Source organism: Xanthomonas sp. JAI131 (genome assembly GCF_013410075.1).
GTDB lineage: Bacteria > Pseudomonadota > Gammaproteobacteria > Xanthomonadales > Xanthomonadaceae > Xanthomonas_A > Xanthomonas_A bonasiae.
The window spans coordinates 262,527-288,568 of sequence record NZ_JACCCN010000004.1; the positions used below are offsets into that span (position 1 = coordinate 262,527).

The window sequence follows — 26,042 nt, forward strand, 5'->3', positions numbered from 1 at the left end:
ACGGTGATTCCTTGTGCGAATGCGGAAAGAAGAGAAAGTGGAACGCGGCACTCAGCCGGACGGCCGCAGCACCACGTCGTCGGCGTCGGCGATGTCCCAGCTGCGCTGGCCGAGCCAGGTGTCCAGGCCCAGGCGCCCGCCGCGCGCCAGCGTGGTCGCCGGCACTTCGTCAGACTGCAGCAGCAGCTGCAGATCCCAGCCCTTTTCGTCGCCGACGTAGCTGCGCACCGCCGCGGCCAGCTGGCGCAAGGCCTCGCCACCGGGCAGGAAGCGCTGGAACGCGCTGCGCGACAGCGGCCCCAGGCGCAGCCGGAAACGCTGCTGCGCGCCGCGCGCATGCGCGCCGAGCACGGTGCTGTGGCCGAGCGTGGCGACCTCGGGCGAGGCCCCCAGCCGCAACCGCGCATCGTCGGGCAGGCGCATCCATTCGGCGGCGAATTCCAGCACCTGCACCGGCACCGCGAACAGTTGCTCCAGCAGGCCGCGCAGGCCTTCGGCGTTGCGCGCCACCGGCAGCAGGCGCCCGGCGAAATGGCGCCGCGCGTCGTCCGGCAGCGCATCGCGGTCACGCAGGTGCGGCGAGGCGATGCCGCTGAGCGCGTCCAGGTAGCCGCGGAAACGGTCCTCGTGCGGGCGGTCGGCCTGCACGGTCGGCTGCGCATCGGCCCAGGCGCGGTAGAACAGGCTCAGCATGCGGTGGTGGAACAGGTCGGCGAAGGCGGCCAGGGTCGGGTCCCTGGCCTGCGCCTGGCGCTCGATCGCGTACTCGGTGAGGTGCAGCGGCAGCGGCGCGTTCGGGCCGAACAGGCCCAGGAACAGCCCGTACAGCTTGCCCGGCTGGGTGCCGGCGGCGGCCACATAGCGGTCGATCGAGCGCGGCGCGAACGCCAGCGACGGCGTATGCCGCAGCCGCACCGGGTCGTCGGACGGGCGCGTGGAGCGGCCCAGTCGCGGGCGCTGCGGATGCGCGCGTTCCAGCGCGCGCAGCGCGGCGAAGAACTCGAAGTCCTGCGGCCGCTCGCGCAGCGCCCGCTCCAGGGCGGCCAGATCGGCGGCGCTCACAGCAGCGCCCGTTTGCCGAGCTGCGCCGGCCAGCGTGCGATCTCGTTGCGCTCGCTGGTGCGCAGCACGGTCTCGGTGAAGGAATTGACCGACACGTAACGGGCGAAGAAGTGCTGCAGCACCGCGCCGAGCAGGAACGCGCCGCTGCCTTCGAAGGCGCTGTCCTCGCAGGTCAGGGTGATCTCCAGGCCGCGACCGAAGGTGATCGGGCCCGGCGCCGGGATGCGGCGCACGATTGGCTGCGCGCGCACCTGCTTGATGCCTTCGATCTGGCGCAACGCTGCGGCGTCGAACGGATCGCAGTAGAGCGTCAGCATCTCGCGCAGCGCGGCGGCGCCGTCCTGGCCGTCCTCGAACAGCGACAGGTAGTTCAGTTGCAGGTGGCTGAGCAGGCGCCACGCGGTGGCGCCGTCGCTCAGCGCCGGGCGCGGCTTGGTCGGTCCGGCCACGCAGCGCACGCTGTGCACCGGCGCGCCGGCGTCCATGGTGAAATCGGTGGCGCCCTTGCCCACCGGCATGTGCAACGGCAGGTCGCGGTTGCTGCACAGCAGCTGCAGGCCGAGCTGGCGCAGGGAGGTGGCGTAGGCGCCGTCGTCGGCATCGACCAGACTCACGTAGACCTCGCTGCCGACGTAGCTGGAGCGAGCGCCCTGGCGGCGCTGGCGTGCCGACAGCAGGCGCGGCTCGCGGCGCATGGTGTAGAACGCGCCGTGGCGCGCGTGCCATGTATGTGCGTCGCCGCCGTAGAACGGCAGGAAGCGCTGCTCCGGTTCCTGGCGGTCGCCGAAGCCTTCGACGTCGCTCAGGCTGTGGATCTCGAAATCCATCGGCCGGGTGCGGTCGGCGAGCACGTGGTATTCGGTCTTGCCCGGCGCCAGGTGCAGGCGGTCGGCGCGGCGCGGGAACAGGTTGATCGCGGGCGTGCAGAACAGGCGGAAGTTGTCCGCGCTCACCGCCTGCGCCAGGCTGGGCACGCTGCGCTCCAGCAGCACCACGATCTCGAAACCGGTGCCGTGCAGCCGCCGCAGCGCCGCGCGCAATCCGCCCAGTTCGGCGAACAGGAAGCGCTGCGGGCAGGCGAAGTATTCCTGCAGCAGGCGGTAGCCGCTGAACGCGCGGCCGTCGTACGGCACCAGCGCCTCGTCGTCGGCGAAGCCGCGCGCGCGCAGGTCGCTGCGGCCGCGCTGCAGTTCCACGCTCGCGCCGGCCGCGTCCTGGCCGCGGACCACGAAGCCGGCGGCGTGGCCGAGCAGTTGTTCGTACAGGCGCGTGGGCAGGTCGTCGGTGCCGGCCAGGAACAGCGGCAGCGCGTCCAGCGCCAGCATGTTCGCCTGCACCCCGGCCAGCGTTTCGAAACGCAGGCGCAATGCGGCGCGCACCGGCTTGGCCGCGGCCTGCGCCGGCGGCAGGCCGATTCCGGCCGCGGCGATCGCCGCCGGCGTGTCCAGGTACTTGGCCTCGCGCAGCGCCAGCGGCCACAGCGTCAGCGCATGCGCGGTGCGGTATTCGCAGGCGGTGCGCTCGCCGCCGGCGACCAGGCTGCGCAGCGCGGTGTGGCGCGGCACGGTATGGCCGGCGGCCAACACGCTTTCCTTCAGCTCCGGCTGCAGCTGCACCACCGCCATCGACGGCATCGGCGTCAGGTAGTGCGGGTACACCATCTGCAACAGGTGCTGGGTGAACACCGGATACTGCGCATCGAGCTTGAGCTGCACGCGCGCGGCCATGAACGCGAAGCCTTCCAGCAGGCGCTCCACGTACGGGTCGGCGCACTCGAAGCCTTCCAGGCCCAGGCGTCCGGCGATCTTCGGGAACTCGCGCGCGAATTCGCCGCCCATCTCGCGCACGTGCTGCAGTTCGCGGTTGTAGTAGCCGAGCAGGCGCGGATCCATCAGGCGTAGCCCTCGCTGACGTCCAGGCGCCCGGTCTCCAGGTCCAGCTCGGTCTTCAGGTACAGGTTCAGTGGCAGCGGCTGCGCCCACATCTCCGATTCGATGAAGAACACCAGCGAGCGCCGGTCCATGCGCCGCGCGTCGGCCTGCACGGTGACGCGCAGGGTGTCGGCGATCAGCCGCGGCTCGAACGCCAGGATCGCCTCGCGCAGGCGCAGCTGCAGCGCCGCCGCGTCGATGCCGGACATGGCCACGCCGGCCAGATCGGGGATGCCGAAATTGAGCACCGAACGGCGCACTTCCGGATACGCGTCCAGCGGCTGGTCGGTGGCCAGGTTGACGCAGTTCAGCAGCCACGACAGGTCGCGCATCACGCACTCGCGCAGGCGCGCGGCGGAGATGACCCGCTTGTCGCGGCTCTCCTCCTGGCGCAGCGGCTCGTCGTCGCTGAGCCGGTCCAGCAGCGAGGGCTGCAGGCGTTCCTGGGTGGTGAGTTCGGCCATCGCAGCGCTGCGCTCAGGCCGGGTCGAACAGGATCTGGCGCACGTCGAGCAGCGCGTGTTCGCCGGCATCGGTGGCCCACACGCGCTGGCCCAGGCCGACGTCGCCGTCGCGGCCGCTCCAGTCGGTGCGCCGCGCCAGCAGCAGCTGGCCGTCGTCGCTGCGTTCGGTGCCGGGGTAGCGCACCGGCACGAAGCCGAACGCTTCGCCGCCGTTGCGCCAGGTCACCGCCACCGGCGCCCACAGCATGTCGCGCAGGTCGGCCGGCGCCTCGAAGCGCAACGCCTGGATCTGCGCGAACGGCACCCAGGCGTAGCCGCCGTTGACCACCAGTTCCAGGCACGGGCCGAAGCGCGGATCGGCATCGGCGATCCACGCGAAACGCGTATCGTCGAGCTCGCCCGCGCTGGTCGGGGCCTGCTCGAATGCCTGCGCGCGCAACTCCGCGGCCTGCGCGGTGGCGCCTTCGGCCGACAGCCGCAGCGCCTGCAGCAGCAGCGCCAGCCACGGCTCGGGCGCGCCGAGCACGGTCGGCAAGGCCTGCCCGGCGAACACCGCCGCGCGCTGGCGCTCGGCCTGCACGGTGATCGCATAGGTGGCGGCGAGCGCCGCATTGTCGGCATCGAGTTCGCGACAGGCGTCGAGCTGGGCGCGGGCGCGGTCCCATTGGCCGAGCACCGCCAGCAGTTGAAACAGGAACACGCGCTGGCGCGCATCGGCCGGATGCTGGCGCACGCGTTGGGTCAGCAGTTTCAGCGCTTCGTCCGGACGCCCGTGACGCAGCAGCAGTTCGGGAGTGGTGTCCATGGCCTGTCCGCACGAAGGGAATGTGCGGCGCCGTCGCAACGACGGCGCCGGGTACGAGGCGGCGATCGCCGCCGTCGCGATCAGGCCTTGGCCACGCCCTGGATGTCGTAGGTGAATTCCTTCGCCCCGCCCTGCGCCGTGCCCTTGTCGTCCTGCGGCTGGAAGCTGTACTTGAACTTGCCGAAGTGCAGGGTCAGGTTCTCGGTCAGGCGATCCTCGCCGCCCGAGCCGCCGGTGGACAGCGAGGTGACCAGCACGCCTTCGCTCAGTTCCAGGGTCAGGAAGTCGGTCTGCTCGCCGGTGGCGTTGGTCACGTACAGCCACGCATTCTCCACGCGCGCGCCGGTGCACACCGCGTCCAGCAACGCGTTGGAGCAGCCGTCGACGTACTTGGTGATGGAGATGTCCTGGATGTGCGCCTTGCCGCCGCTGGCCGAACCGCCACCGGTGTGCAGGTCGCCGGAATTGCTCGCGCCCCACGACCAGGCCAGGATCGGCACCTCGCCCTTGTGCTTCTTGTGGTTGGACGCGCCTTCGATCTTGACCTTGCCGCTGCCGAACTTGATATGCATGTCGAACGCCATGGAACTGCTCCTCTAGTGAAAAACGGACAACGATGGGTCGGCGCGCGGCGCGCATCGCCTGCGCGCCGGGGCCGTGGCACGGTGGCGCCGGGTCAGGCCTTGGCCGCCGACGGCAGCCGCGACACCAGTCGCAGCGACACGGTCAGCCCTTCCAGCTGGTAATGCGGTTTCAGGAAGAACTTGGAGGTGTAGTAGCCGGGCGCGCCCTCCACTTCCTCCACCACCACCTCGGCCGCGGCCAGCGGCTTGCGCGCCTTGGTGTCTTCGCTGGAGTTGGACGGATCGCCGTCGATGTACTGGGTGATCCAGCGGGTCAGCCACGCCTGCATCTGCTCGCGATCGCTGAACGAGCCGATCTTGTCGCGCACGATGCACTTCAGGTAATGCGCGAAGCGGCAGCAGGCGAACATGTACGGCAGGCGCGCGCCGAGTGCGGCGTTGGCGGTGGCATCCGGATCGTCGTACTCGTCGGGCTTGTTCAGCGACTGCGCACTGATGAAGGCGGCCATGTCCGAGTTCTTGCGATGCACCAGCGGCATCAGCCCCATCTTGTCCAGTTCGGCCGAGCGGCGGTCGGTGATCGCCACCTCGGTCGGGCACTTCATGTCCACGCCGCCGTCGTCGGTGGGGAAGGTGTGCGTGGGCAAACCCTCGACCGCGCCGCCGGATTCGATGCCGCGGATCCGCGAGCACCAGCCGTACTGCTTGAACGAACGGTTGATGTTCACCGCCATCGCATAGGCCGCGTTCTGCCAGGTGTACTTGGCCGAATCGGCGCCGGTGGTCTCTTCCTCGAAATCGAACTCTTCCACCGGATTGGTCGATGCGCCGTACGGCAGCCGCGACAGCGTGCGCGGCATCGCCAGGCCGATGTACTTGGAATCCTCCGACTCGCGCAGCGAACGCCATGCGGCGTAATCGGGCGTGGAGAAGATCTTGGCCAGGTCGCGCGGGTTGGACAGCTCGTTCCAGTTGTCCATGCCCATCAGCTTGGGCGCGGCCGCGGAGATGAACGGCGCGTGCGCGGCGGCGGCGACCTGGGCGATGCCGTTGAGCAGTTCCACGTCCGGCGGACTGTTGTCGAAGTAGTAGTCGCCGACCAGGCAGCCGTACGGCTCGCCGCCGAGCTGGCCGTATTCCTGCTCGTAGACCTTCTTGAAGATCGGGCTCTGGTCCCAGGCGGTGCCCTTGTAGCGCTTGAGCACCTTGCCCAACTCCTTCTTGGAGATGTTGAGCACGCGGATCTTCAGCTGCTGGTCGCTCTCGGTGTTGTTGACCAGGTAGTGCAGGCCGCGCCAGGCGCCTTCCAGCTGCTGCATGTCGGCGTGGTGCAGGATGTGGTTGAGCTGCTCGCTGAGCTTGCGGTCGATCTCGGCGATGTAGGCCTTGATCGTCTGCGACACGTCCTCGCTGACCACGTCGCTGCGGCTGAGCACCTGCTCGGCCAGCGTGCGCACCGCGGACTCCACTTCTTCCTTGGCGCGCTCGCTCTTGGGCTTGAACTCGCGGTTCAGCAGCGCGGCGAAATCGCCCGCTTCCAGAACCTGGGTACCGCTGCCGGCTTCGGCCAGTTGTTCGCTCGCCATGGCTCAGCCCTCCTTCGGATCGGCGGGCTTGGCCGCCGAGACCAGCGACTGCAGCAGCGCCGGGTCGCGCAGCGCCTGCGCGATCAGGTTCTCGGCACCGGCCTTGCCATCCATGTAGGTGTCCAGGTTGGCGAGCTGGGTGCGCGCCTCCAGCAGCTTGGCCAGCGGCTCGACCTTGCGCGCGATCGCCGCCGGCGAGAAGTCGTCCATGTTCTCGAAGGTGATGTCCACCGCCAGCTCGCCTTCGCCGGTCAGCGTATTGGGCACCTTGAACGTGGCGCGCGGGCGCATCGACTGCAGGCGGCTGTCGAAGTTGTCCACGTCGATCTCCAGCGCCTTGCGTTCCTCCAGCGACGGCAGCTCGCCGGCATTGGCGCCGGACAGGTCCGACATCACTCCCATCACGAACGGGATCTGCACCTTCTTTTGCGCGCCGTAGACTTCCACGTCGTACTCGATCTGTACCCGTGGCGCCCGATTGCGCGCGATGAACTTCTGACTGTTTGCCATTGCCTCGTCTCCGATTGAGCCTTTCGACCCGGCCCGCCGGCAACGCCGTGCAGGCCGGCCGCGCACCTGCCGCCGGTTGATCCCCGGGACGCCGACGCGAAACGCCGGCGGCGCTCCCCCATCGCGCGCTCGCCGCCGTTCCGCCTCCACGTTCCCCTTGCGCCGTCGGTGCGCGGGTAGATCGCCGCACACCGGGCATCGCATGCCATGCGTGGCGCCGATCCCCTCGGCGCATCCCGCTGCACGGCGCTTTTCAGCGATGCGGCGAGTCTAGGAACGGCCCCGGCGGACCACCCGACATTTCGTCTCAGCGAAGGCCGCGTCTACGCCTGTGCACAAAGTGTGACGACGGTGATGGCTTTGCCCCGCTTCTTCCGGTTGTACCGATGACAGGCCCCGGGGTGGGCCGCGACCGCCGCAGATGACCACGATCCGTCGCATCACCGTACCGGCGCGCATGCCAACGCGCGCGCACCTCGCCGACGCCGGCGAACCGCTGTTGATCGACCTGCTGGCCTACATCGAGGAGAACATCGGCGAACCGGAGTTGGGCGGCGAGATGCTGCTGGCCGCGTTCCCGCTGTCGCGCGCCACCTTGTACCGGCTGTTCCAGGCGCGCGGCGGCGTGGCCAGCTACATCCGCGAGCAGCGCCTGCGCACCGCGCACCGCTACCTGCAGCTGCACCCGCAGTGCAGCCTGACCTGGTTGTTGTACGAAATGGGCTTCGCCTCGGAACGGCAGTTCCAGCGCGCGTTCCAGGCCCGCTTCGGCATGTCGCCGGCGCAATGGCGCAAGGCGTGCCGCGCGGCGCCGTGCCAGCCCAGGGAGGAGCGTCGCGGCCCCTACATCCCGATGTGGCGGATCATCCGCGAACTGTGCCGCACCTCGATGGTGGACGATGCGCCGGTGTACGCGCCGACGGAGCCGGCGACGGCGCAATAGCCGCGGCCGCGCCGCGTTCCCTGTAGGAGCGGCTTCAGCCGCGACAGGTTCGCGCCGGGGAACGATTCTGTCGCGGCTGAAGCCGCTCCTACAGGACGCGCCGCCGCCGGCGCGTGTCCCGCCTCAGCGAATCACCAGCACCGGCACCTGGCTGCGCGCCAGCACCTCGGCGGTCTGGCTGCCGAGCAGCACCCGGCTCATGCCGCGGCGGCCGTGCGAGGTCATCACGATCAGATCGCAGCGGTGCGAAGTGGCGATATCGATGATGCCCTCGGCCGGATAGCGATCGAGCACATGGCAGCCGTGCGCGATCACGCCGGTGGCCTCGGCGGCGGCCAACGCCGGCGCCAGGATCTTCTGCGCGCCTTCTTCCCGGTCCTGCCGGTATTCGGGCGTGGCCTCGTAGCCCACGCTCCAGCCCATCGCGTCGTACATGCCCATCGCCCAGGGCTCGGATACGGTGACCACATCCACTTCCGCACCGAGCCTGGCGGCCAGCGCCAGGCCCTGCTGCAGCCCCTTGGCGGACAACTCGGAACCATCGATCGCAATCAGAATGCGCTGGTACATCTGCGTGCTCCGGTAACGCCGCTCGTAGCGGCATGGGTTCCATTGGACACCCGGCGTGGACGCCGCGCCTTGACCCGGATCAATTTCCGGGCGATCGCGCCGCCAGCACGCGTGCCGGATTGCCGGCCACGCGCGCGCCGGCAGGCACGTCGCGGGTGACCACGCTGCCCGCACCGATCACCGCATCGTCGCCGATCGTCACCCCGGGCAGCACGATCGCCCCGCCGCCGATCCACACGTTGCGGCCGATCGTCAGCGGACGGCCGAATTCCAGCCCGGCCGCACGCTGCGCCGCATCGCGCGGATGGTCGGCCGCATACAGCTGCACCGCCGGCCCGATCTGCGTGCCGGTGCCGATGCTGACCTTGCACACGTCCAGGATCACGCAATTGAAGTTGAGGAACACGTCCTCGCCGAGGAAGACGTTGTAGCCGTAGTCGCAATGGAACGGCGGCCGCACCACCGCCCCGCGCCCGACCGCGCCCAACCGCTCGGCCAGCAACGCACGCCGCGTCGCCGGCGGTTCGGCCAGCGCCGCGTTGTAGCGCACCATCCACGCCTTGGCCGCGGCCTGGTCGGCCTGCAACTGCGCATCGCCGGGCCGGTACGGTTCGCCGGCCAGCATCTTGTCTTTCTCGCTAAGCATCCTGCCCTCCCAGGCGGTGTGGAGGGCGCATGATCGCATCGACCGCGACACCTGCGTTGTGATGCCCTCGCCGCATGGGCAATACTTTCTGCACTGCAGCCGGCCGGCGACCTGATCGTCATTGGGTGATCGCATGAAACTTCGCCTTTTCTGCCTGGCCACCCTCCTCGCGATGTTGTTCGGCACGCCGGTCCATGCCACGTCGACGCTTGCGTTCGAAGGCGGCGGCTACAGCATGACGTTCGAGATCGGCCACACCGATCGTCCGGTGATCGCCAGTATCCATTTCTACGAACCGGGCGACACCAAGGGTGTCGTATTGCGCGAGAGTTTCCAGGTGAGGACCTTCGACACCAAGCGCAAACAGCTGCGGCTCGTCTACAGCGGTCGCGACCAGCGCGTGCCTCCCTTCACGCTGGTGGTGCATGCCAATACGTCGACACTGTCGATCGAAGGCAAACGCATCGCGTCCACCTTCAGCTGGGAGATGTAGCGTGGCGAAGCGACCGCGCTAGGCACAGGCCACGATCGCGCGCCGCCGCCCCCGGGCCGATCCATCTGCCGCACAGGGCCGTCCCCACCGGTGCTAATGTCCCGCGCTTGACTCACCCCAATCCAGATCCCGGAGCCCCGCCATGCCCGCCGCTATCCTTCCCGTCCCCCGCCGCGCATGCCTGGCGCTGGCCCTGGGCCTTTCCCTGGCGCTGGCTGGTGCGGCGGGCGCGCAGACCGTACGCACGCCGGATGTGCCGCCGCCGCAGGACACGCCGTATCCGGGCAGCATCGCGCTGCAGGTGGATGCCGGCGACGTGCGTCAGGGCATCTACCGGGTGCGCGAGACCATTCCGGTCGCGGCCGGGCGGCTGACGCTGCAGTATCCGCAGTGGATCCCCGGCGACCATTCGCCGAGCGGGCCGGTAGCGATGCTGGCCGGGCTGACGCTCACCGCCAACGACGCGCCGCTGGCGTGGCGGCGCGATACCTTCGATGTCTACACCTTCCACGTGGACGTGCCGCAGGGCGTATCCGCGATCGAGGCCAGCTTCCAGTACCTGTCGCCGCGCGACGACGGCTTCGAGATGACCGACAGGATGCTGCAGCTGGAATGGAACAAGCTGGCGTTGTATCCAGCCGGCCACTACAGCCGTGGCATCACCGTGGTGCCCAGCGTGACCCTGCCGGCAGGCTGGCAGTTCGGCACGGCGCTGGAGACCGCCACGCAGTCCGGCGCCACCACCACGTTCAAGCCGGTCGATTTCGAAACCCTGGTCGATTCGCCGATCTACGCCGGCCGCTATTTCAAGCGCGTGGACCTGACCCCGCCGGGCAGCGCGCCGGTGCATCTGGATGTCATTGCCGATACGCCGGCATCGCTGGAGATCACGCCCGCGCAGTTGCAGGCGCACCGCAACCTGGCCGTGCAGGCGCTGAAGCTGTTCGGCTCGCATCACTACGACCACTACGACTTCCTGTTCTCGCTGTCCGACGTGCTGGGCGGCAACGGCCTGGAGCACCACCAGTCCAGCGAGAACGGGCTGGAGGCGGACTACTTCAGCGCCTGGGCCGACAACGCGCCCGACCGCGATCTGCTGGCGCACGAGTACACCCACTCCTGGAACGGCAAGTTCCGCCGTCCGGCCGATCTGTGGACGCCCACCTTCAACGTGCCGATGGGCGACTCGCTGCTGTGGGTCTACGAAGGGCAGACCCAGTATTGGGGCTATGTGCTCACCGCGCGCGCCGGGATGTGGACGCCGGAACAGTTCCGCGATGCGCTGGCGATGACCGCGGCCAACTACGACCGCAACCGCGAGGGCTTCCAATGGCGTTCGCTGGAAGACACCACCAACGATCCCACCGCCGCGCATCGCGCGCCGCTGCCCTACCGCAGCTGGCAGATGAGCGAGGACTACTACAGCGGCGGGCAGATGCTGTGGCTGGCGGTGGATGCCAAGCTGCGCGCGCTCAGCCACGGCCGCAAATCGCTGGACGATTTCGCCAAGGCCTTCTTCGGCGTGGACGACGGCAGCCACGCGGTCAGGACCTACACTTTCGACGACGTGGTGGCCGCGCTCAATGGCGTGGCCGCGTTCGACTGGGCCGGCTACCTCGCCCCGCGCGTGGATGCGGTGAACCCGCCGCTGCTGGAAGGGCTGCAGGCCAGCGGCTGGAAACTGGTCTATACCGACCAGCCGAGCGCGTTCGAGAAGCAGTACGACAGCCGCCACCAGTCGGCGCGCCACCGCTACAACTTCGCCTGGTCGCTGGGCCTGGTGATGAACGACGATGCCAGCATCAACGACGTGGTGTGGGACGGCCCCGCGTTCAAGGCCGGCGTCAGCACCGGCGCCACGGTGCTGGCGGTCAATGGCCAGGACTACACGCGCGAGGTACTCAAGCAGGCCATCGCCGACGCCAAGGGCGGCACCGCGCCGATCGTGCTGACGCTGAAGTTCCAGGGCGGCGTGCGCAGCGTGGAGGTGAACTACCACGACGGCCTGCAGTACCCGCACCTGGTGCGGGTGGACGGCACGCCGGACAGCTTGAGCCAGGTCATCGCCGCGCGACGCTGACGCGACGGGCGGCCGGGTCCGTACCGGTCGCCACTGCGCGGGCAGGCCACGCGAAGGCAAACGGGCCTGGCGCCGCCATTGGGAAGCGCCGCGCATCGGGCACCCCGGCGCGGACGCGGTCCATGCCGCCTCCCGGTCCACCGCCAGCCGGGGTGGCCGGATCGTCGCCGGCCAAGGCGGCGCGGCGCTGGTCGCAGCGCGAGCGCGGCTGCCTTTCCCGCGAAAAACTGTGGCAGAATTCTCACAATAAGCGTGCTGGGGAGCACGGAGACGCCTCGGACTATGGTGGTTTCTGCGCCATTGCCGCCTGGCGACCGCCGCACTTCGATGCCCTGCCGAGTTCAGCGCGCGCCCCTCCGGATCTGGTGAGCACATGGACTTCCGCACTTCGTTCGACCTGGCCTCGCCGCGCATGAAGCTCGTCCGCCGCGGCGTCCTGCTGGCGCTGGCGGCGCTGGCGTTGAGCGGCTGCCAGCCGCGCCAGACCGGCATGTTCTCCACCCTGGAACTGGACAAGGACGGCCTGCTGTACGGCTACGAGATCTTCATCGTCAAGGCCGATCGCGACGCCGGCGCGGGCCAGGACTACTACGCGATCGTGCAGTGCGCCGACGGCAAGGCCGGGCCGCCGGCGATCGGCCAGGTGACGATGACCGCCGATCAGGTGCGCATCGCGCTGCCGACGCACGCGACGCCGGGCTGCCCCTCCTCCACCTTCGTCGGCACGGTGGGGTTCAAGGAACTGGCCGGGCATTTCGCCGGCGGCGAGCAACTGGCGCTGGCCCGCAAGTACAGCTTCTGGGAATGAACGCCCTCGCCTGACCCCGGCCGTGCTTGTTGGAAGACGGGCGGCAATGCTAGCGTCGCAGCGCACGCCTCCACAGGACGACTCCATGAACGCGCAGGGAGTACGCCCGTTCCGTTGGACGCAGCGTGCTGCCGCCGAGTCGCCGTTGGCGTGTTGTCCATTGCAGCCGGAACATTCCTGGGAGGTCGCATGAAGATGCTGTGTGCCGTCGTGTTGGCGGCGGTCTTGATACCGGGCGCGTCCGCGCATGCCGATTCGCCGAAGTCCTCGCCCTTGCTCGGCAGCTGGGCCGTGGACGTGTCGCGGTTGCCGAAGCCGCCGCAGGAACGGCCGCAGAGCGTCACCCTGACGTTCGGCGAAGCCGGCGGCGGCAAGTGGGCCGCCAAGGTCGACATCGTCGAACAAGGCGGCGGGAAGATGCATGCCGAAGGCGTCGCCGCCCTCGATGGCCGGGCCACGCCGGTGAAGAACAATTTCGAAGCGGACACCTTCGCCCTGCAGCGGCCTGCGCCCAACGTGCTGGTGATGATGCTGGCCAAGGACAGAAGCGTGGCCTCGACCCGCATCTACACCGTCGCCGCGGATGGCCGTTCGATGACCGAAACCGTCGCCGCGTTCGCGCCCGACGGCAGCCCGACGATGCGCACCAACTATTTCACCCGCGTCCCGTCGCCACCACGCCGCTGAGTCCGGCGGCATTCGACGAGCCGGCATCGCGTCGCGGCGCAAGTTCGTCCACTCTGCTCGAAGGCGCAGGCCATGCGCCTTCGGCACCCACCCGTTCCCGGAGGTTGCAATGAAGCGAGTCACCGGCATTGGCGGCATCTTCTTCAAGGCCAACGACGCGGCGGCGTTGCAGGCCTGGTACAAGCGGCATCTGGGCATCGATGTGCAGGCGTGGGGCGGCACGGCGTTTCCCTGGACCGACGCTGCCGGCACGCCGGTCGCCGGCAGCACCATCTGGTCGATCGGCGCGGCGCAGGGCGATCAGTTCGCGCCCAGCACGGCGCCTTTCATGATCAATTACCGGGTGGACGACCTGCACGCGCTAGTCGCGGCATTGCGCGAGGAAGGCTGCAACGTGCTCGACCGGGTGGACGAGTCCGAATACGGGAAGTTCGCCTGGGTCATCGATCCGGAAGGCAACAAGGTGGAACTCTGGCAACCGCCTGCGGGGCAGTGAGCCGCCAGGCGGCCTTGGCGGGCGCCCGCCATTCCCCGTGGCCACGATTGCAGGCGAAGCCGAGGCCAGGCGCCGCCGGGGTGTAACCGCGCCGCACTGCGAACAAGGGCGACCCGGCGGCCTGCAACGGCGCTAAAGTGGCGGCCCGATTGCCGGACATGCCCTCCGTGACGCCCAAGTTCTGGCTGCTGCAAGCGTTCGGCTGGTCGCTGTTCCTGTCGATCGCCTACGCCGCCCGCCCCAGCGAAGCCGCGGTCGCCGACGGGCTGCAGTTCGTGGCGATGTGCGCATTGAGTGCGGCCGGGCTGGCGGGAAGCCTGGTGCTGCGCTGGATCTACCGGCGGTTGCAGGCCGATGGCTATGGCGACGTGCGTTGGCTGGGCATCCTGTTTGCCGCAAGCGTGCTGGCGGCCGTGGCGATCGACCTGCTGTTCCACGCCGCGCTGTCCCTGGGCGCAGGCCTGGCCCCGGCCCTGGCGGCGCTGCGGGAAGCGCAGCCGGCGATATCGCGCGCGCCGCTGCTGGCCGTGGCCTATATCGCCTGGAGCCTGCTGTACCTGGCCATCAGCCGGCAGACCCGGCTGCAGCAGGCGGCCCGCACCCAACGCGATCTGCAACTGGCGTTGAAGGACGCGCAATTGCAGCGCCTGCTGGGCCAGCTCAGCCCGCATTTCACCTTCAATACGCTCAACAACATCCGCGCGTTGATTCTCAAGGACCCGGAAGCCGCGCGCGAGCAACTGACGCGCTTTGCCGCCACGCTGCGCTACCAGTTCTCCGGCGGCGACGACGCGCTGGTGTCGGTGCGCGAAGAGCTTGAGGTGGTGCGCGACTACCTGGGCCTGGTCGGCCTGCAGCTGGGCGCGCGGCTGCGCTACCAGGAACGGGTGGACCCGCAAGCGCTGGCGATGCGCGTCCCGCGCTTCTGCCTGCAGCTGCTGGTGGAGAATGCGATCAAGCATGGCCTGGGGCCGAGCAGCAGCGGCGGCGAACTGCAGGTCTGCGTGGCCATGCAGCGCGGCGGCCTGCACCTGGAGGTGCGCAATACCGGCCGGCTGCGCAGCGACGACGGGCAAGGCACCGGCTTGAACAACCTGCGCCAGCGCCTGCTGCTGTCGTTCGGGCCCGGCGCCGGCTTGCGCCTGGTCCAGGAAGAGCAGTGCGTGGTGGCCAGCGTGTGGATAGGAGCGGCGGCGTGATCGAAGCGGTGATCGTGGAGGATTCGGAACTGGCCCGTTTCGAGTTGCAGCATCAACTCAAGGCCTATCCGCAGGTGAGCGTGGTCGGCCACGCGGCCGACGTGGAGGCGGCGGTCGCGCTGATCGAAGCGGTCGCGCCCGATGTGGTGTTCCTGGATATCGACCTGCCCGGTGGCAATGCCTTCGACGTGCTCGAACGCCTGGCGCAGGTGCCGCGCATCGTCTTCACCACCGCCTTCGATGCCTATGCGCTGAAGGCCTTCGCGTTCAACACCGTGGACTACCTGCTCAAGCCGATCGAACCGCAGCGGCTCGCGCAGGCGATCCAGAAGCTGTCCGAGTCGATGCCGGCGAGCCCGGCGCGGCGTTCGATGGACAGCGCCATCTTCATCAAGGACGGCGAGCACTGCTTCCTGGTCAAGCCGCGCGACGTACGCGTCATCGAGGCGGTGGGGAACTACAGCCGCGTCCACTTCCAGCAGCATGCGCCGCTGCTGTATCGCCCGCTCGGCGCGATCGAGGCGCAGCTGGCGCCGGAGAAGTTCTTCCGCGCCAGCCGCAAGTACATCGTCAATCTCGACTACGTGGAGCAGGTGGCGCCCTGGAGCAACGGCGGCCTGCTGCTCACGCTGCGCGGCGGGCTGGAGGTGGAGGTGTCGCGGCGGCAGAGCGCGCGCTTCAGGGAACTGTTGAGCCTGTAGCCGCATCCGCCTCGCGCACGCCGCTGCTGTCGCCCAGCAGCCGGTCGTGCAAGGTCATCGTGGGCCGGCCATCGCGATCCTGGCCGAAGCTCAACGCATCCAGTCCCCCGTCCAGATAGTAGCGGCCGTCCGCATGCGCCTGCAGCGGCAGCGGATCCTCGCCGTCGCGCTGCAGTTGCAGGCGGCCATCCACTTGCGCAAGCACGCGGACGCCGTCGGCGAACCGGTACTGCCCGGTGCGGCCCGGCGGCAGCGCATGCGCCGGGTCCGTGCCCGGATACGCCCGCCCGGCTGCCATCGCCGCCAGGCGCACGGCCAGCGTGGTGGGATCCAGGAACTCGGCATTGGTGAGCACCGCCACGAACACGTCCGGCTCGCCGATGCGCACCACGTAGCTGTTGAAGCCGTTGATGAAGCCGCCGTGCTCCACGTCGGGCAATCCGTTCGCCTGGCCGATGATCCAGCCGAACCCATAGGGCGACAGGGTGCCGTCGGCGAGCCTGGTCTTGGCCATGGCCTGGGCGAGCGCCGCGGCCGGCAGCAGCGTGGCGTCGCGCAGCGCGCGGTGCCAGATCGCCAGATCGTCCACGCTGCTGATCAGGCCGCCGGCGCCCTGCGGCTGCGACATGCCGATGAAGTCCGCGTTCTGCAGCGCCTGCCCGGCACGGCGGTAGCCATGGGCGCGGTGCGGGATCAGCGCCAGGTGATCGTCGTAACGCGTGTGGGTCATGCCCAGCGGCTGGAAGATCGCCTGCTGCATATAGGCCGCGTAGGGCTGGCCGGCGAGGCGTTCGATCAGATGGGTCAGTACGATGTAGTTGGAATTGCTGTAGCGGAACCGCGTGCCCGGCGCGAACTCCAGCGGCAGGTCCTGGAAGTACCCGATCAGGCGCATGGCATCGGTGTCCTCGCGGCGCGCGGCGCGCGAGGCCGGGATGCTGCTGACGTTCTTGATGCCCGAGGTATGCGTCAGCAGCTGGCGGACCGTCACGTTCGCCAACGGGCCGTGCAATGCCGGATCCAGCGACAGCAGCGTCGCCTCCAGGTCCAGTTTGCCGGCCTGGACCAGCTGCAGCACCGCCACCGCCGTGAACTGCTTGGTGACCGATGCCAGGCGCAGCGCCGATTCCGGCTGCATCGGCACGCCGTTCTCCATATCGGACATGCCATAGGCCTGGCGCAGCAGCACCCGATCGCCGCGGGTCACCAGCACCACGCCACCCGGCCCGGCATCCTTGAAGAAGTCCGTGGCCGCCTGGGCCAGGCCCGCCTCCGCTGGGGCCGCGACCGCCCCCGTCGCGGCATGCGCGGTGCCGGCCATGGCCAGGACCGCTGCCAGCAACCACGTCAAACGATGTGTCATGCGCCTTCCCCTTGGTGATGTGGGGCAAGGCTGGCGCGCGCGGGCGCCGCACTCCAGCGACCTATGACGGACGGGCGGCACGCCGCGTGAGCGGTCGTCGGCACGGATGAGTGGAGCGGCGGGCACGGGATCTGCGCGCCGACCGCGGCCAGTGCAGCGCCGGCTGTCGGCGGGACCTGCGCATGCGCCAGCGGGGGAATGCCGCTGCCGCGCAGTGCCTGCGTACCCTCAAGGCCACTAGCCAGGCGCCGCTCCAAGCGGCTCGACAGCGAAGAGCGGGACCAGGGCGTGTGGTCGATTCCCGAGCAAGCCGCTCGGGAATGGATGCGGCGGCCTGGGACCTGTTAATGCGATCGGGACACGGCATCGTGGCCTATCCCGATCGCGTCGATGGCCTAGATCACCGTCAGATTCGCGTACGCCATCACCAGCCACTTCGCGCCGACCTCGTCGAACTGCACCTGCACGCGCGCGTGCGCGCCGTTGCCTTCGTAGTCGATGACCACGCCGCCGCCGAACTTGGGGTGCTGCACGTTGGCGCCGAGCTTGATCGCCGGCGCCTCGATGGCGCTGTGGCCGAGGTTGCGCGGCGCGCCCAGCGAGGCGTTGCGCGACACCTGCACCTTCGGCCGCACTTCGTGCAGCAGCTCGCGCGGGATCTCGCGCAGGAAGCGCGAGGGCACGTTGTAGTTGTCCTGGCCGTGGATGCGCCGCGATTCGGCGTAGCTGAGCACCAGCTTGTGGCGCGCGCGGGTGATGCCGACGTAGGCCAGGCGCCGCTCTTCCTCCAGGCGCCCGCTCTCCTCCAGCGAACGCGCGCTGGGGAACAGGCCATCCTCCATGCCGACCAGGAACACCAGCGGGAACTCCAGGCCCTTGGCCGAATGCAGCGTCATCAGCTGCACGCCCTCTTCGCCGGCCTGGGCCTGGCCTTCGCCGGCCTCCAGCGAGGCGTAGGCCAGGAACGCGACCAGTTCGGTCATCGCCTGGCGGCCTTCGTCGGCGTCCTCCTCGTTGTCGGCGCGCACGAAGCGCGAGGCGACCGAGACCAGTTCGTCGAGGTTGTCGGTGCGCGATTCCGAATCCAGCCCGCCGCGGCTTTCCTTGCTCCAGTGCTCGCGCAGCGCCGAGCGCGCCAGCACCTGGTCGATCTGCTCGGGCAGCGGCAGGCCGGCCACCTCGGCGGACAGCTGCTCGATCAGGCCCAGGAACTGCGCCAGCGCATTGCGCGCCCGCGCCGCCAGGTCGCCGCCCTGCTGCGCGGCCTGTTGCGCGGCGGCCCATAGCGACAGCGATTGCGCGCGCGCCAGGCGCCGCACTTCGTCCAGGGTGCGGTCGCCGATGCCGCGCGTGGGCGTGTTCACCGCGCGCTCGAACGCCGCGTCGTCGGCACGATTGGCGACCATGCGCAGGTAGGCCAGGGTGTCCTTGATTTCGGCGCGCTCGAAGAAGCGCATGCCGCCGTAGACGCGGTACGGCACCTGTTCGGCGATCAGCGATTCTTCGAACGCGCGCGACTGCGCGTTACTGCGGTAGAGCACCGCCGCCTCGCTGTAGCTGCCGCCGTCGCGCACCCACTGGCGCACGCGCTCGACCACGTAGCGCGCCTCGTCGATCTCGTTGTAGGCCGCGTACAAATCGATCGGGTCGCCGTCGCCCGAATCGGTCCACAGCTGCTTGCCGATGCGATCCGGGTTGTGCGCGATCACCGCGTTGGCGGCGTTGAGGATGTTGGCGCTGGAACGGTAGTTCTGCTCCAGGCGGATGGTCTGCGCGTTCGGGAAATCCTTCAGGAAGCGCTGCACGTTCTCGACCTTGGCGCCGCGCCAGCCGTAGATCGCCTGGTCGTCGTCGCCGACCACGAACACGCGCCCGGTCTCGCCGGCGAGCACGCGCACGAACGCGTACTGGATCGCGTTGGTGTCCTGGAACTCGTCGACCAGGATCTCGCTGAAGCGGCTGCGGTAATGCGCCAGCAAGGCCGGGTTGTCGCGCAGCAGTTCGTGCGCGCGCAGCAGCAGCTCGGCGAAATCGACCAGGCCGGCGCGATCGCAACGCTCCTGGTACAGCGCGTAGGCGCTGCGCAAGGTGGTGGTCCACTCGTCGCGCGGCTCGGGCTGGATGTGCTGCGCGCGCCGGCCCTCGTCCTTCTGCTGGTTGATCCACCACACGATCTGCTTGGGCGGGAACTTGCCCTCGTCCAGTTCCAGCTGCTGCACGACGCGCTTGACCAGCCGCAGCTGGTCGTCCGAATCCAGCACCTGGAAGCTTTCCGGCAGCTTGGCGTCGGTCCAGTGCAGGCGCAACAGGCGGTGCGCCAGGCCGTGGAAGGTGCCGATCCACATGCCGCGGCTGCCGTTGCGCAGCTGCAGGTCGGTGCGGTGGCGCATCTCGCCGGCCGCCTTGTTGGTGAAGGTGACCGCAAAGATGCCGTGCACCGGCACGCCGTGGACTTCGTTGAGCCAGGCGATGCGGTGGGTGAGCACGCGCGTCTTGCCGGACCCGGCGCCGGCCAGGACCAGGTAATGGCCGGACGGGGCGGAGACGGCCTCGCGCTGGGCGGGGTTCAGATCATCGAGCAAATGGGAGACATCCACCCGGGTATTTTACCGGTTGCGGCGGCGCACCGGCTGCGACCGGGCAGCCCGATCGCGAAAAAGGCCGCGACGGCGTGTCACGCCGACCCGGCTACAGTCCGCTACCGCGCGCTTCTGTCCACATACGGCCGCGACTGCAGGATCAGCACCTCGTCGCCGACCACGGCCCATTCGATGTCCTGGTCCGCGCCGCCCAGCGCCTGCTTGGTGGATGCGCTGACCCTGGCCAGCCGCGCGATCAGCGCATCGGTCAGCACCTGGCGCGAACCGGTGATGGGCACTTCGCGGACGCCGCCGCCCGCGTCGGCCACCAGCTGGGTGTCTTCCGCCGACCGGCTCAGCACCTGCACCGCCTTGGACCAGGTCGAATACATCACCTGTTCGGCCTGGCGCTTGCCTTCGACCACGCGGATGCCGAGTCCGCGCTTGGCCGAGATGTAAGTGATGTGGCGGCGGGCGGCATCGAACGGATCGCGGGTGATCATCACCCCCGAACTGTCCGAGGGCGCGGCACGCTGCACCAGCACCGCCATGGCCACCGCATCCTGGCGCAGCCCCGCGGCCGTGCGCGCCTCGTAGGCCTCGAAGTTGTAGACCGACGCCCACACCGTCTGCACGGCCTTGGCCAAGGCATCGGCGCGGGTCACATTGGGCACGGTGGTGTACAGGCCGGCACCGCTGAAGCCCGGCAGATCCTCGGAGTTGGACGAACTGCGCACGAACACCGCATCGCCGTGCAGTTGATCCCGCCATCGCTCGTCGAGCGCGCGAACGAAGGCGGGGTCGGGCGCCGCGTCGGCGATCTCGGCACGCAGCGTGGCCAGCGCCTCGCGACGGACGTTCGCGTCGGTAGCGAACCCCGGGCGACGCTGCAGGTCCTGCAGGCGCTGCGGAATCTGCAGCCGCTGCATCGCCGCCTGGTAGTGCGAGAACGGGATGCAGAAGCCGTCCGGCACGCGCGCGGCCGGCGGCAGCGCCGCCTTCAGCGTGCCGAGGTTGGCGGCCTTGACGCCGCAGTGGCCGCTGTCGCGCGCTCGCAGGGCCGCCAGGGGCTTGAGCGCGACCACCGTCAGGTCGGGGCGCGGCAGGTTGCGCGCCGCCGGGCGGGCGGCGGCGGCCGATGGCGTCCTTGGCGGGCGCGTCAGTGGCGTCACCCGGTAGTCGTTGTGGGTGACGTCCAGCGCCACCCAGCGGCCGTCGTACTGGCGCAGGGCGTTCTGCGCATCGCGCACATAGACATTGGGAATGCCCCAGCCCTTGGCCAGCAGGTTCACGTGGGACAGCAGGGTGGACGGACGCTGCGTCACCAACCCTGCGACCGGCGCCAAGGCGATGGGCACCTCGTCCAGGACCGGGATGTCGCGCGGCGACAGCGTGCGCAGCTGTTCCTCGGAGCGCACGATGCGCAGCCGCCCCTCGGCGCGGCCCGTGTTCAACGGCAGGAACCGCTGCTCGCGCAGCAACGCCTCCTGGCTGACGTAGGGCAGCCCCATGGAACTGGCCAGTTGCTCGTGCTGGGTGGAGTTGGTCTTGAAGCGGATCGGCTCGCGGAACGAGGCGCGCACCACCTCGTCGGTCTGCCGCAGCAAGGCCGCGGTGAGCGTGTCGCCCTCCCAGAACTCGTAGGTATAGCCCGGCAGGTCCCGCTGCCAGCTGATGGTGCCGAACAGGAACCGCCGCTGCGGGTCGCGGTACTGCGCGTTGCGCGTCGCCTTGTCCATGGCAGGCACCAGCCGCTGGCGTTGCACGAACTGCTCGTGCAACGCATGACGCGGCGTATTGATGTAGTAGATGCGCGCGGCATTCTGCCGGTCGATCACGAAGATCAGGTGCGGCATCTCCAGCGTGGTCCCGGCGTTGTAGACACGGGCGAGCTGCATGAACTGCGCGCGGGTATCGATGCGCGGCAGATAATCCGGCCCCTGCGTCGGCTGCAGCGGGTTCGCATCGCTGCCCTGGCGGTATTCGTAGGGCGACGGTTTGCGCGCGGTCTGCGCCGTCGCGGGCGCGGTACACCACGCCAGCAGCGTGAGCGCGGCGGCCCAGGCGAACAGGCGCTGGCGCCGGGCAAGAGGCGTACGGGATCGGTCCATGATGCCGGTGCGGGAATCGAGAGTGCGGATCTTAAGCCAGTCCAGGCGGCTTTGGACGCGGTGAGGGCGCTATCGGACGCGCGGCATCGGCGCCGTGCGCATCGGCTATGCGCCGGCGCTCGCCGGCCGCACTTCGCCCAGCAACGCCTGCGCCTGCTGCTGCGCCTGCACGCGCAACTCCGGGATCGCCAGGCTTTCCCACAGGCTGCCGATGCGCAGGCTGCCAAGCACGCGCAGGCGCGGATCGGCATGGCCGTCGGCGTCGAGCAGCGCGCCGTCGGGCGCGGTGGCGACGCCGATGCCGTGCGGGCCGGGCGCGGCATGGCCGCAGCCCAGCAGTTGGTGCAGCAGCGGATTGCGCATGGTCTGCGCGCGCAGCTCCACGCCGGTGGCGTTGACCAGGTAGTGCGCGTCCAGTTGCAGCGCCAGCCCGTCGGGACCGACCGCGTTGACCTGCACGCAGGCGCCGACCGGGAACACCGTGTCCAACCGCGCGCGGTGCACGCGCAGCTGGCCGATCCGGCGCATCGCCTGCAGCTGCGCGAACACCGGCGCGGCGATGCGGTGCCGGTGCGCGTCCCAGTAGCGCACGGCATGGCGCAGGAAGCGCCGCTGGTCGCTGGCCGACAGCGACTGCCACAGCGCCTGGCCCAGCGGCCGCAGCCGCTCCATCACGCCCTGCCAGGGCAGGCCGCGCGCCTGCGCCGCGGCCGCATGCCGGCGCAGCGCGCGCAGGCGCTGGCGCAACGGCAGCGCCAGCAACGGCTGCGGGTCGAAGTCGGCCGTGGCGTGGCCGGCATGCTCGGCATGCGGCAGCGGCAATACCGCGTGCCGCGAGATCACGTGCACCGGGCCGCGGTGCGCATTGGCGAGCAGGGTCAGCACGCTGTCGGCCATGCTCAGGCCGGCGCCGACGATGCACACCGTGGACTCGCGCGGGATCGCGCGCAGCTGTTCGTAGTTCCAGGCGTCCACGCGCACATGCGCGGGCAGGCTGGCCGCGCCGCGCGCCGGCAACGGGCGCAGGCTGTTGCCCAGCGCCAGCACCGTCGCCTGCGCGCGCAGCGTCGCCCCATCCTGCAGGTGCAACGCCTGGCCGCGCGCGTCCCGGTCCAATGCCACCACCCGCTGCTGCCGCCACTGCAAGTGCGCCAGGCTTGCGGCCTGCGCCTGCGCCAGCCGCGCACGCAGGTAGTCGGCGTAATGACGGCGCTGCACGTAGGCCTGCGCCAGCGCGTCGCGTTGCAGTGCCGGATACAGCGCCTGCTGCTGCAGCCAGTCGAGGAAGTCGTCGGGCAGCTCGGCGAAGGCGCTCATGCGCCCGGCCGGCACGTTCAGCAGGTGCTCCGCGCACGGCGTCGCATAGGCCACGCCCTGCGCCAGCGCCGCCTGCGGTTCGATCAGTTGCAGCCGCAGCGCCGGCGTGGCCTGCCGCAGCAGGTGCAGCGCCACCAGCGTGCCGGCCGCGCCGCCGCCGACGATGGCGATATCGCAGTCGCAGTCGCCATCGGATGCGGTGGGCAAGAGGTCGCTCATGCCGGCGATTGTAAGGGATGCCCCCGCCGGCTCCGCCCGCGGCTAAGAACCATCGCTCATGTCGGCGCGAACATCGCGCATGGCGGCGACATCATGCTGTCATGTACGTGCGCACTCACATCAACGCATCGGCCAGGCGGGCGATGCCTTCGCGGCTGCGCCGCCAGGTGGGCCGCTTGCGCCAGTCCTCCAGCGACAGCGCGCGCGCATCCGCCAGATAATCGGCCTCCACCGCGCGCAGCCGCTGCACCACCTCGGCGCAGTAGCACAGCACGCCGATCTCGGCGTTCAGCGCGAAGGAGCGGATGTCCAGGTTGATCGAGCCGACCAGGGCGATGCCCTCGTCCACGCTCAGGTGCTTGGCATGCAGGAAGCACGGCCGGTACAGCGCGATCTTGACCCCGCTGCGCAGCAGTTCGTCGTAATAGGCCTCCTGCGCCCAGGCGGTGAGCCGCTGGTTGCTGCTCTCCGACAGGATCAGCTGCACGTCCACCCCGGACAGCGCGGCGATGCGCAGCGCGCTGAGCGTGGCCTCGTCGGGCACGAAGTACGGCGTGACCATCACGATCCGCCGCCGCGCCAGGTGGATCAGCGCGTTGACCGCATCGCGCGCGTTCTCGAACGGATACGCCGGGCCGCTGGGCAGCAGTTGCGTGGCGGTGTCGGCGCCGTGCACCGCGGTGCCTTCGGCCACGCGCAGGCGCTGCCCGGTCTCGATGAACCAGTCGCTGGCGAACACCGCCTCCAGGTGCCCGACCACCGGCCCCTGCAGGCGCACCACCAGTTCGCGGTTGGGATGGCCGCGCACGAATTCGGCCGCGGCCAGGTTCTGCGAACCGGTGTAGCCGACGCGGTTGTCGATGACCGCGATCTTGCGGTGGTTGCGCAGGTCCATGCGCCCGCTGCGGCGCCAGCGCAGGCCGCCCGGCAGCAGCGCCTGCACCTCGACGCCGGCCGCGCGCAGGCGCTTGCGGTAGCGGCGCAGCCCGCGCTTGCCGCCGCGCGCATCGAGCAGCAGGCGGCAGCGCACGCCGCGCGCGGCGGCGCGCAACAGCGCCGCCACGACCGCGTCGCCGACCGCATCGTCGAACATCAGGTAGTACAGCAGGTGCACGCGCTCCACCGCCGCGTCGATGTCGTCGATCAGCGCCTGCAGCGAGTCCGCATAGCGATCGAGCAATTCCACGGTGTTGCCATGGGTCGGCATGAAGTCGCCCTGGCGCTCGATCAGCGGCACCACTTCGGCGATCGCGGTGTCGGCGGGCGGGGTCCAGCGCAGCGCGGTCAACGGCACCTGCTGCTCGCGGATCACCTGCGAGGCCTGCGCCTGGCGCTGGATGCGCTCGCGCGACAGCCACGGGTGGCCCAGCAGCAGGTACAGCGGCAGGCCAAGCACCGGCACGAACCCGACCAGCAGCAGCCAGCTGCGCGCCGCGCCGGGCGTGGTGCGCGCCGGAATCCACAGCAACGCCACCAGCCGGATCAGCCAGTCCAGCGCCAGCAGCCAGGTGCCTTCCAACCAGAACGGCAGCATCGCGACCCTTTCGCACGCCAAGTCGCCCGATTCTGCGGGCTGCGGCGGCAAACGCAAGCATTCTCAGCGCGACGGGGCCGGATGTCGGAACGGCCAGGCGGCCAGCGCCGGCGATGCCTCGCGTTCGGCGCACACTGCGCGGAAGGTGGCCACGAACGCGGACTGCAACCGCGTCGGATACCAGTCGGCGCGCGTGGTCATGCCGATCCGGCGGCGCACGCTCGGGCCCGCCGTGCCGATCTCGCACAGCAAGCCGGCGCGGCGCTCGAACAGGAACTGGTCGCGCGACATCAGCGTCAGCCAGTCGTCCTCCAGCAACAGGCCGCGGATGATCAGCACCGAGCCGCACTCGATGCGCAAGCGCGGCGGTTCCAGCGCCTGCTCGCGGAACATGCGCTCCCAGCGCGCACGCACCGGCGCGCCGGTGGCAGCCACCACCCACGGAAACTCCAGCAGCCGGGCGAAGCCGAAATCGCGCCCGGCCAGCGGATGTCCGGCGCGGCCGACGATGACCGGGTCGTCGTCGAACAGGCCTTCCTGCACCACGTCGCGCACCGGCAGCCGGTCGCGCAGCGCGCCGATCAGCAGATCCAACCCACCTTCGCGCAGATGACCGAGCAACTCCGCGTACGGGCCCTCGACGACGTTGACGGTGGCGCCAGGGTGCGCGCGCGAGAATCGCGCCAGCACCTGCGGCAACAGGATCGCCCGCGCCAGCGGCATCGCGCCGAGGGTCACACGGCCAGCATCCTTGGAACGCAGCCCGGCCAAGTCCTCCAGGCCGGCGCCCAGTTCCGACAGCGCCAGCCGCACCAGCCGCAGCATGCGCGTGGCCGCCGGGGTCGGCTGCACGGTCCTGCCGCGGCGCACCGTCAACGGCACTTCGATCGACTCGGATAGCTCGTGCACCGCACGGTAGATCGCCGGCTGCGACACGCCCGAGCGCTCCGCCGCCAGCGAATAGCTACCGGCGGTATCGACCGCGGCCAGCGCGCGCAACTGGCCCAGGCTCACCCGCCGCTCCACCGCCGCGATCGCCGGCAAGCGTTGCGAACGTCTGGCCAATTGAACGCCGCGGGCGATGTAGCCCAACGCGCGCTCGATCCGCGGCACCAGCAACTGCGCGGCCTCGGTGGCCGCCATGCCGCCGGGCTGGCGATCGAACAGAGCCAGGCCGAACTGGCCCTCCAGCCGCGCAATGGCCTGGGTCAATGCTGGCTGCGAGAGATTGACCAGCGGCGCGGCCGCGCTGATGCCGCCGACGTGGCGCACCACAGCCAGCGCGTGCAGGTGCCGCAGGTTGAGTTCGGATTTCGCCTCCACATCCCAACTATAACTAAAGCCAATGGCTATA

At 69.8% G+C, this 26,042-nt stretch carries 22 protein-coding genes and 1 pseudogene; 8 read left to right on the top strand and 15 right to left on the bottom strand.

Features of this window, described 5'->3' with window-relative positions; all coding sequences use genetic code 11:
• Positions 1-51 precede the first annotated feature (51 nt).
• From tssG to tssB, 7 genes are all read right to left on the bottom strand, one after another.
• Positions 52-1,095 (bottom strand): type VI secretion system baseplate subunit TssG, encoded by a 1,044-nt coding sequence (gene tssG, locus HDC36_RS23555; protein WP_255432824.1) that lies wholly within the window; start codon positions 1,093-1,095, stop codon positions 52-54.
• Complete coding sequence (gene tssF, locus HDC36_RS23560) at positions 1,059-2,954, bottom strand: type VI secretion system baseplate subunit TssF (protein WP_255432797.1); 1,896 nt, start codon at positions 2,952-2,954, stop codon at positions 1,059-1,061. Before tssF ends, tssG begins: the two co-directional genes overlap by 37 nt.
• Positions 2,954-3,457: a type VI secretion system baseplate subunit TssE gene (tssE, locus tag HDC36_RS17710; RefSeq protein ID WP_145703999.1), complete on the bottom strand. Its 504-nt coding sequence runs from the start codon at positions 3,455-3,457 to the stop codon at positions 2,954-2,956. The genes tssF and tssE overlap by 1 nt, the downstream gene beginning before the upstream one ends.
• A 13-nt stretch (positions 3,458-3,470) precedes the next feature.
• A complete protein-coding gene (locus tag HDC36_RS17715; protein WP_179569924.1) occupies positions 3,471-4,262 on the bottom strand; it encodes a type VI secretion system accessory protein TagJ in 792 nt (263 codons plus the stop codon).
• A gap of 80 nt (positions 4,263-4,342) precedes the next feature.
• The gene (locus HDC36_RS17720; RefSeq protein WP_179569926.1) at positions 4,343-4,846 is read right to left on the bottom strand and encodes a type VI secretion system tube protein Hcp; all 504 of its coding nucleotides are present in this window, start codon (positions 4,844-4,846) and stop codon (positions 4,343-4,345) included.
• 92 nt (positions 4,847-4,938) lie between these two features.
• A complete protein-coding gene (tssC, locus tag HDC36_RS17725) occupies positions 4,939-6,432 on the bottom strand; it encodes a type VI secretion system contractile sheath large subunit (protein WP_179569935.1) in 1,494 nt (497 codons plus the stop codon).
• A 3-nt stretch (positions 6,433-6,435) separates the two neighbouring features.
• Positions 6,436-6,942, bottom strand: a complete 507-nt coding sequence (gene tssB, locus HDC36_RS17730; protein WP_179569943.1) for a type VI secretion system contractile sheath small subunit — start codon at positions 6,940-6,942, stop codon at positions 6,436-6,438.
• Positions 6,943-7,363: 421 nt separating this feature from the next.
• On the opposite strand from tssB, the pseudogene HDC36_RS17735 reads away from it, so the two are divergent.
• A pseudogene (locus tag HDC36_RS17735) lies at positions 7,364-7,825 on the top strand (AraC family transcriptional regulator); the annotation flags it as partial.
• Positions 7,826-8,008: 183 nt separating this feature from the next.
• On the opposite strand, the gene HDC36_RS17740 reads toward HDC36_RS17735, so the two are convergent.
• Positions 8,009-8,455 carry a universal stress protein gene (locus tag HDC36_RS17740; RefSeq protein ID WP_179569947.1) on the bottom strand — a complete coding sequence of 149 codons (447 nt, stop codon included), beginning with the start codon at positions 8,453-8,455 and terminating at the stop codon, positions 8,009-8,011.
• 79 nt (positions 8,456-8,534) lie between these two features.
• Positions 8,535-9,101, bottom strand: a complete 567-nt coding sequence (locus HDC36_RS17745; RefSeq protein ID WP_179569949.1) for a maltose acetyltransferase domain-containing protein — start codon at positions 9,099-9,101, stop codon at positions 8,535-8,537.
• Between the two features lie 268 nt (positions 9,102-9,369).
• Between HDC36_RS17745 and HDC36_RS17750 the strand changes: the two genes are divergently transcribed.
• From HDC36_RS17750 to HDC36_RS23670, 7 genes are all read left to right on the top strand, one after another.
• Positions 9,370-9,594, top strand: coding sequence for a hypothetical protein (locus tag HDC36_RS17750; protein ID WP_179570544.1), 225 nt, complete (start codon positions 9,370-9,372; stop codon positions 9,592-9,594).
• A 142-nt stretch (positions 9,595-9,736) separates the two neighbouring features.
• Positions 9,737-11,674, top strand: a complete 1,938-nt coding sequence (locus tag HDC36_RS17755) for a M61 family metallopeptidase (protein WP_179569951.1) — start codon at positions 9,737-9,739, stop codon at positions 11,672-11,674.
• A gap of 373 nt (positions 11,675-12,047) precedes the next feature.
• The gene (locus HDC36_RS17760; protein WP_179569953.1) at positions 12,048-12,482 is read left to right on the top strand and encodes a hypothetical protein; all 435 of its coding nucleotides are present in this window, start codon (positions 12,048-12,050) and stop codon (positions 12,480-12,482) included.
• 189 nt (positions 12,483-12,671) lie between these two features.
• Positions 12,672-13,169: a hypothetical protein gene (locus HDC36_RS17765; protein WP_241094105.1), complete on the top strand. Its 498-nt coding sequence runs from the start codon at positions 12,672-12,674 to the stop codon at positions 13,167-13,169.
• A 109-nt stretch (positions 13,170-13,278) separates the two neighbouring features.
• Positions 13,279-13,665: a VOC family protein gene (locus tag HDC36_RS17770; RefSeq protein ID WP_179569955.1), complete on the top strand. Its 387-nt coding sequence runs from the start codon at positions 13,279-13,281 to the stop codon at positions 13,663-13,665.
• A gap of 158 nt (positions 13,666-13,823) precedes the next feature.
• The gene (locus tag HDC36_RS17775) at positions 13,824-14,864 is read left to right on the top strand and encodes a histidine kinase (RefSeq protein WP_179569957.1); all 1,041 of its coding nucleotides are present in this window, start codon (positions 13,824-13,826) and stop codon (positions 14,862-14,864) included.
• Positions 14,861-15,565: a LytTR family DNA-binding domain-containing protein gene (locus HDC36_RS23670; RefSeq protein WP_179569959.1), complete on the top strand. Its 705-nt coding sequence runs from the start codon at positions 14,861-14,863 to the stop codon at positions 15,563-15,565. Before HDC36_RS17775 ends, HDC36_RS23670 begins: the two co-directional genes overlap by 4 nt.
• Here the strand turns inward: HDC36_RS23670 and HDC36_RS17785 are convergent.
• From HDC36_RS17785 to HDC36_RS17810, 6 genes are all read right to left on the bottom strand, one after another.
• Positions 15,543-16,928, bottom strand: coding sequence for a serine hydrolase domain-containing protein (locus HDC36_RS17785; protein ID WP_179569961.1), 1,386 nt, complete (start codon positions 16,926-16,928; stop codon positions 15,543-15,545). The two genes, HDC36_RS23670 and HDC36_RS17785, sit on opposite strands and share 23 nt — an antisense overlap.
• A gap of 395 nt (positions 16,929-17,323) precedes the next feature.
• Positions 17,324-19,525 carry a DNA helicase II gene (gene uvrD, locus HDC36_RS17790; RefSeq protein ID WP_179569963.1) on the bottom strand — a complete coding sequence of 734 codons (2,202 nt, stop codon included), beginning with the start codon at positions 19,523-19,525 and terminating at the stop codon, positions 17,324-17,326.
• A 101-nt stretch (positions 19,526-19,626) separates the two neighbouring features.
• Positions 19,627-21,618 carry a PEP/pyruvate-binding domain-containing protein gene (locus tag HDC36_RS17795; protein ID WP_179569965.1) on the bottom strand — a complete coding sequence of 664 codons (1,992 nt, stop codon included), beginning with the start codon at positions 21,616-21,618 and terminating at the stop codon, positions 19,627-19,629.
• 105 nt (positions 21,619-21,723) lie between these two features.
• A complete protein-coding gene (locus HDC36_RS17800) occupies positions 21,724-23,154 on the bottom strand; it encodes an FAD/NAD(P)-binding protein (protein WP_179569967.1) in 1,431 nt (476 codons plus the stop codon).
• 115 nt (positions 23,155-23,269) lie between these two features.
• Positions 23,270-24,688 (bottom strand): cardiolipin synthase, encoded by a 1,419-nt coding sequence (gene cls, locus HDC36_RS17805; protein ID WP_179569969.1) that lies wholly within the window; start codon positions 24,686-24,688, stop codon positions 23,270-23,272.
• A 63-nt stretch (positions 24,689-24,751) separates the two neighbouring features.
• Positions 24,752-26,011 carry a LysR substrate-binding domain-containing protein gene (locus tag HDC36_RS17810; RefSeq protein WP_179569971.1) on the bottom strand — a complete coding sequence of 420 codons (1,260 nt, stop codon included), beginning with the start codon at positions 26,009-26,011 and terminating at the stop codon, positions 24,752-24,754.
• Positions 26,012-26,042 lie beyond the last annotated feature (31 nt).

Excerpts from the sequence above, each read along its gene's own strand:
- tssF (WP_255432797.1), bottom strand. The coding sequence starts at position 2,954 with ATGGATCCGCGCCTGCTCGGCTACTACAACCGCGAACTGCAGCACGTG.
- tssE (WP_145703999.1), bottom strand. The coding sequence starts at position 3,457 with ATGGCCGAACTCACCACCCAGGAACGCCTGCAGCCCTCGCTGCTGGAC.
- HDC36_RS17715 (WP_179569924.1), bottom strand. The coding sequence starts at position 4,262 with ATGGACACCACTCCCGAACTGCTGCTGCGTCACGGGCGTCCGGACGAA.
- HDC36_RS17720 (WP_179569926.1), bottom strand. The coding sequence starts at position 4,846 with ATGGCGTTCGACATGCATATCAAGTTCGGCAGCGGCAAGGTCAAGATC.
- tssC (WP_179569935.1), bottom strand. The coding sequence starts at position 6,432 with ATGGCGAGCGAACAACTGGCCGAAGCCGGCAGCGGTACCCAGGTTCTG.
- tssB (WP_179569943.1), bottom strand. The coding sequence starts at position 6,942 with ATGGCAAACAGTCAGAAGTTCATCGCGCGCAATCGGGCGCCACGGGTA.
- HDC36_RS17740 (WP_179569947.1), bottom strand. The coding sequence starts at position 8,455 with ATGTACCAGCGCATTCTGATTGCGATCGATGGTTCCGAGTTGTCCGCC.
- HDC36_RS17745 (WP_179569949.1), bottom strand. The coding sequence starts at position 9,101 with ATGCTTAGCGAGAAAGACAAGATGCTGGCCGGCGAACCGTACCGGCCC.
- HDC36_RS17755 (WP_179569951.1), top strand. The coding sequence starts at position 9,737 with ATGCCCGCCGCTATCCTTCCCGTCCCCCGCCGCGCATGCCTGGCGCTG.
- HDC36_RS17760 (WP_179569953.1), top strand. The coding sequence starts at position 12,048 with ATGGACTTCCGCACTTCGTTCGACCTGGCCTCGCCGCGCATGAAGCTC.
- HDC36_RS17765 (WP_241094105.1), top strand. The coding sequence starts at position 12,672 with ATGAAGATGCTGTGTGCCGTCGTGTTGGCGGCGGTCTTGATACCGGGC.
- HDC36_RS17770 (WP_179569955.1), top strand. The coding sequence starts at position 13,279 with ATGAAGCGAGTCACCGGCATTGGCGGCATCTTCTTCAAGGCCAACGAC.
- HDC36_RS17775 (WP_179569957.1), top strand. The coding sequence starts at position 13,824 with ATGCCCTCCGTGACGCCCAAGTTCTGGCTGCTGCAAGCGTTCGGCTGG.
- HDC36_RS17785 (WP_179569961.1), bottom strand. The coding sequence starts at position 16,928 with ATGACACATCGTTTGACGTGGTTGCTGGCAGCGGTCCTGGCCATGGCC.
- HDC36_RS17795 (WP_179569965.1), bottom strand. The coding sequence starts at position 21,618 with ATGGACCGATCCCGTACGCCTCTTGCCCGGCGCCAGCGCCTGTTCGCC.
- HDC36_RS17800 (WP_179569967.1), bottom strand. The coding sequence starts at position 23,154 with ATGAGCGACCTCTTGCCCACCGCATCCGATGGCGACTGCGACTGCGAT.
- cls (WP_179569969.1), bottom strand. The coding sequence starts at position 24,688 with ATGCTGCCGTTCTGGTTGGAAGGCACCTGGCTGCTGGCGCTGGACTGG.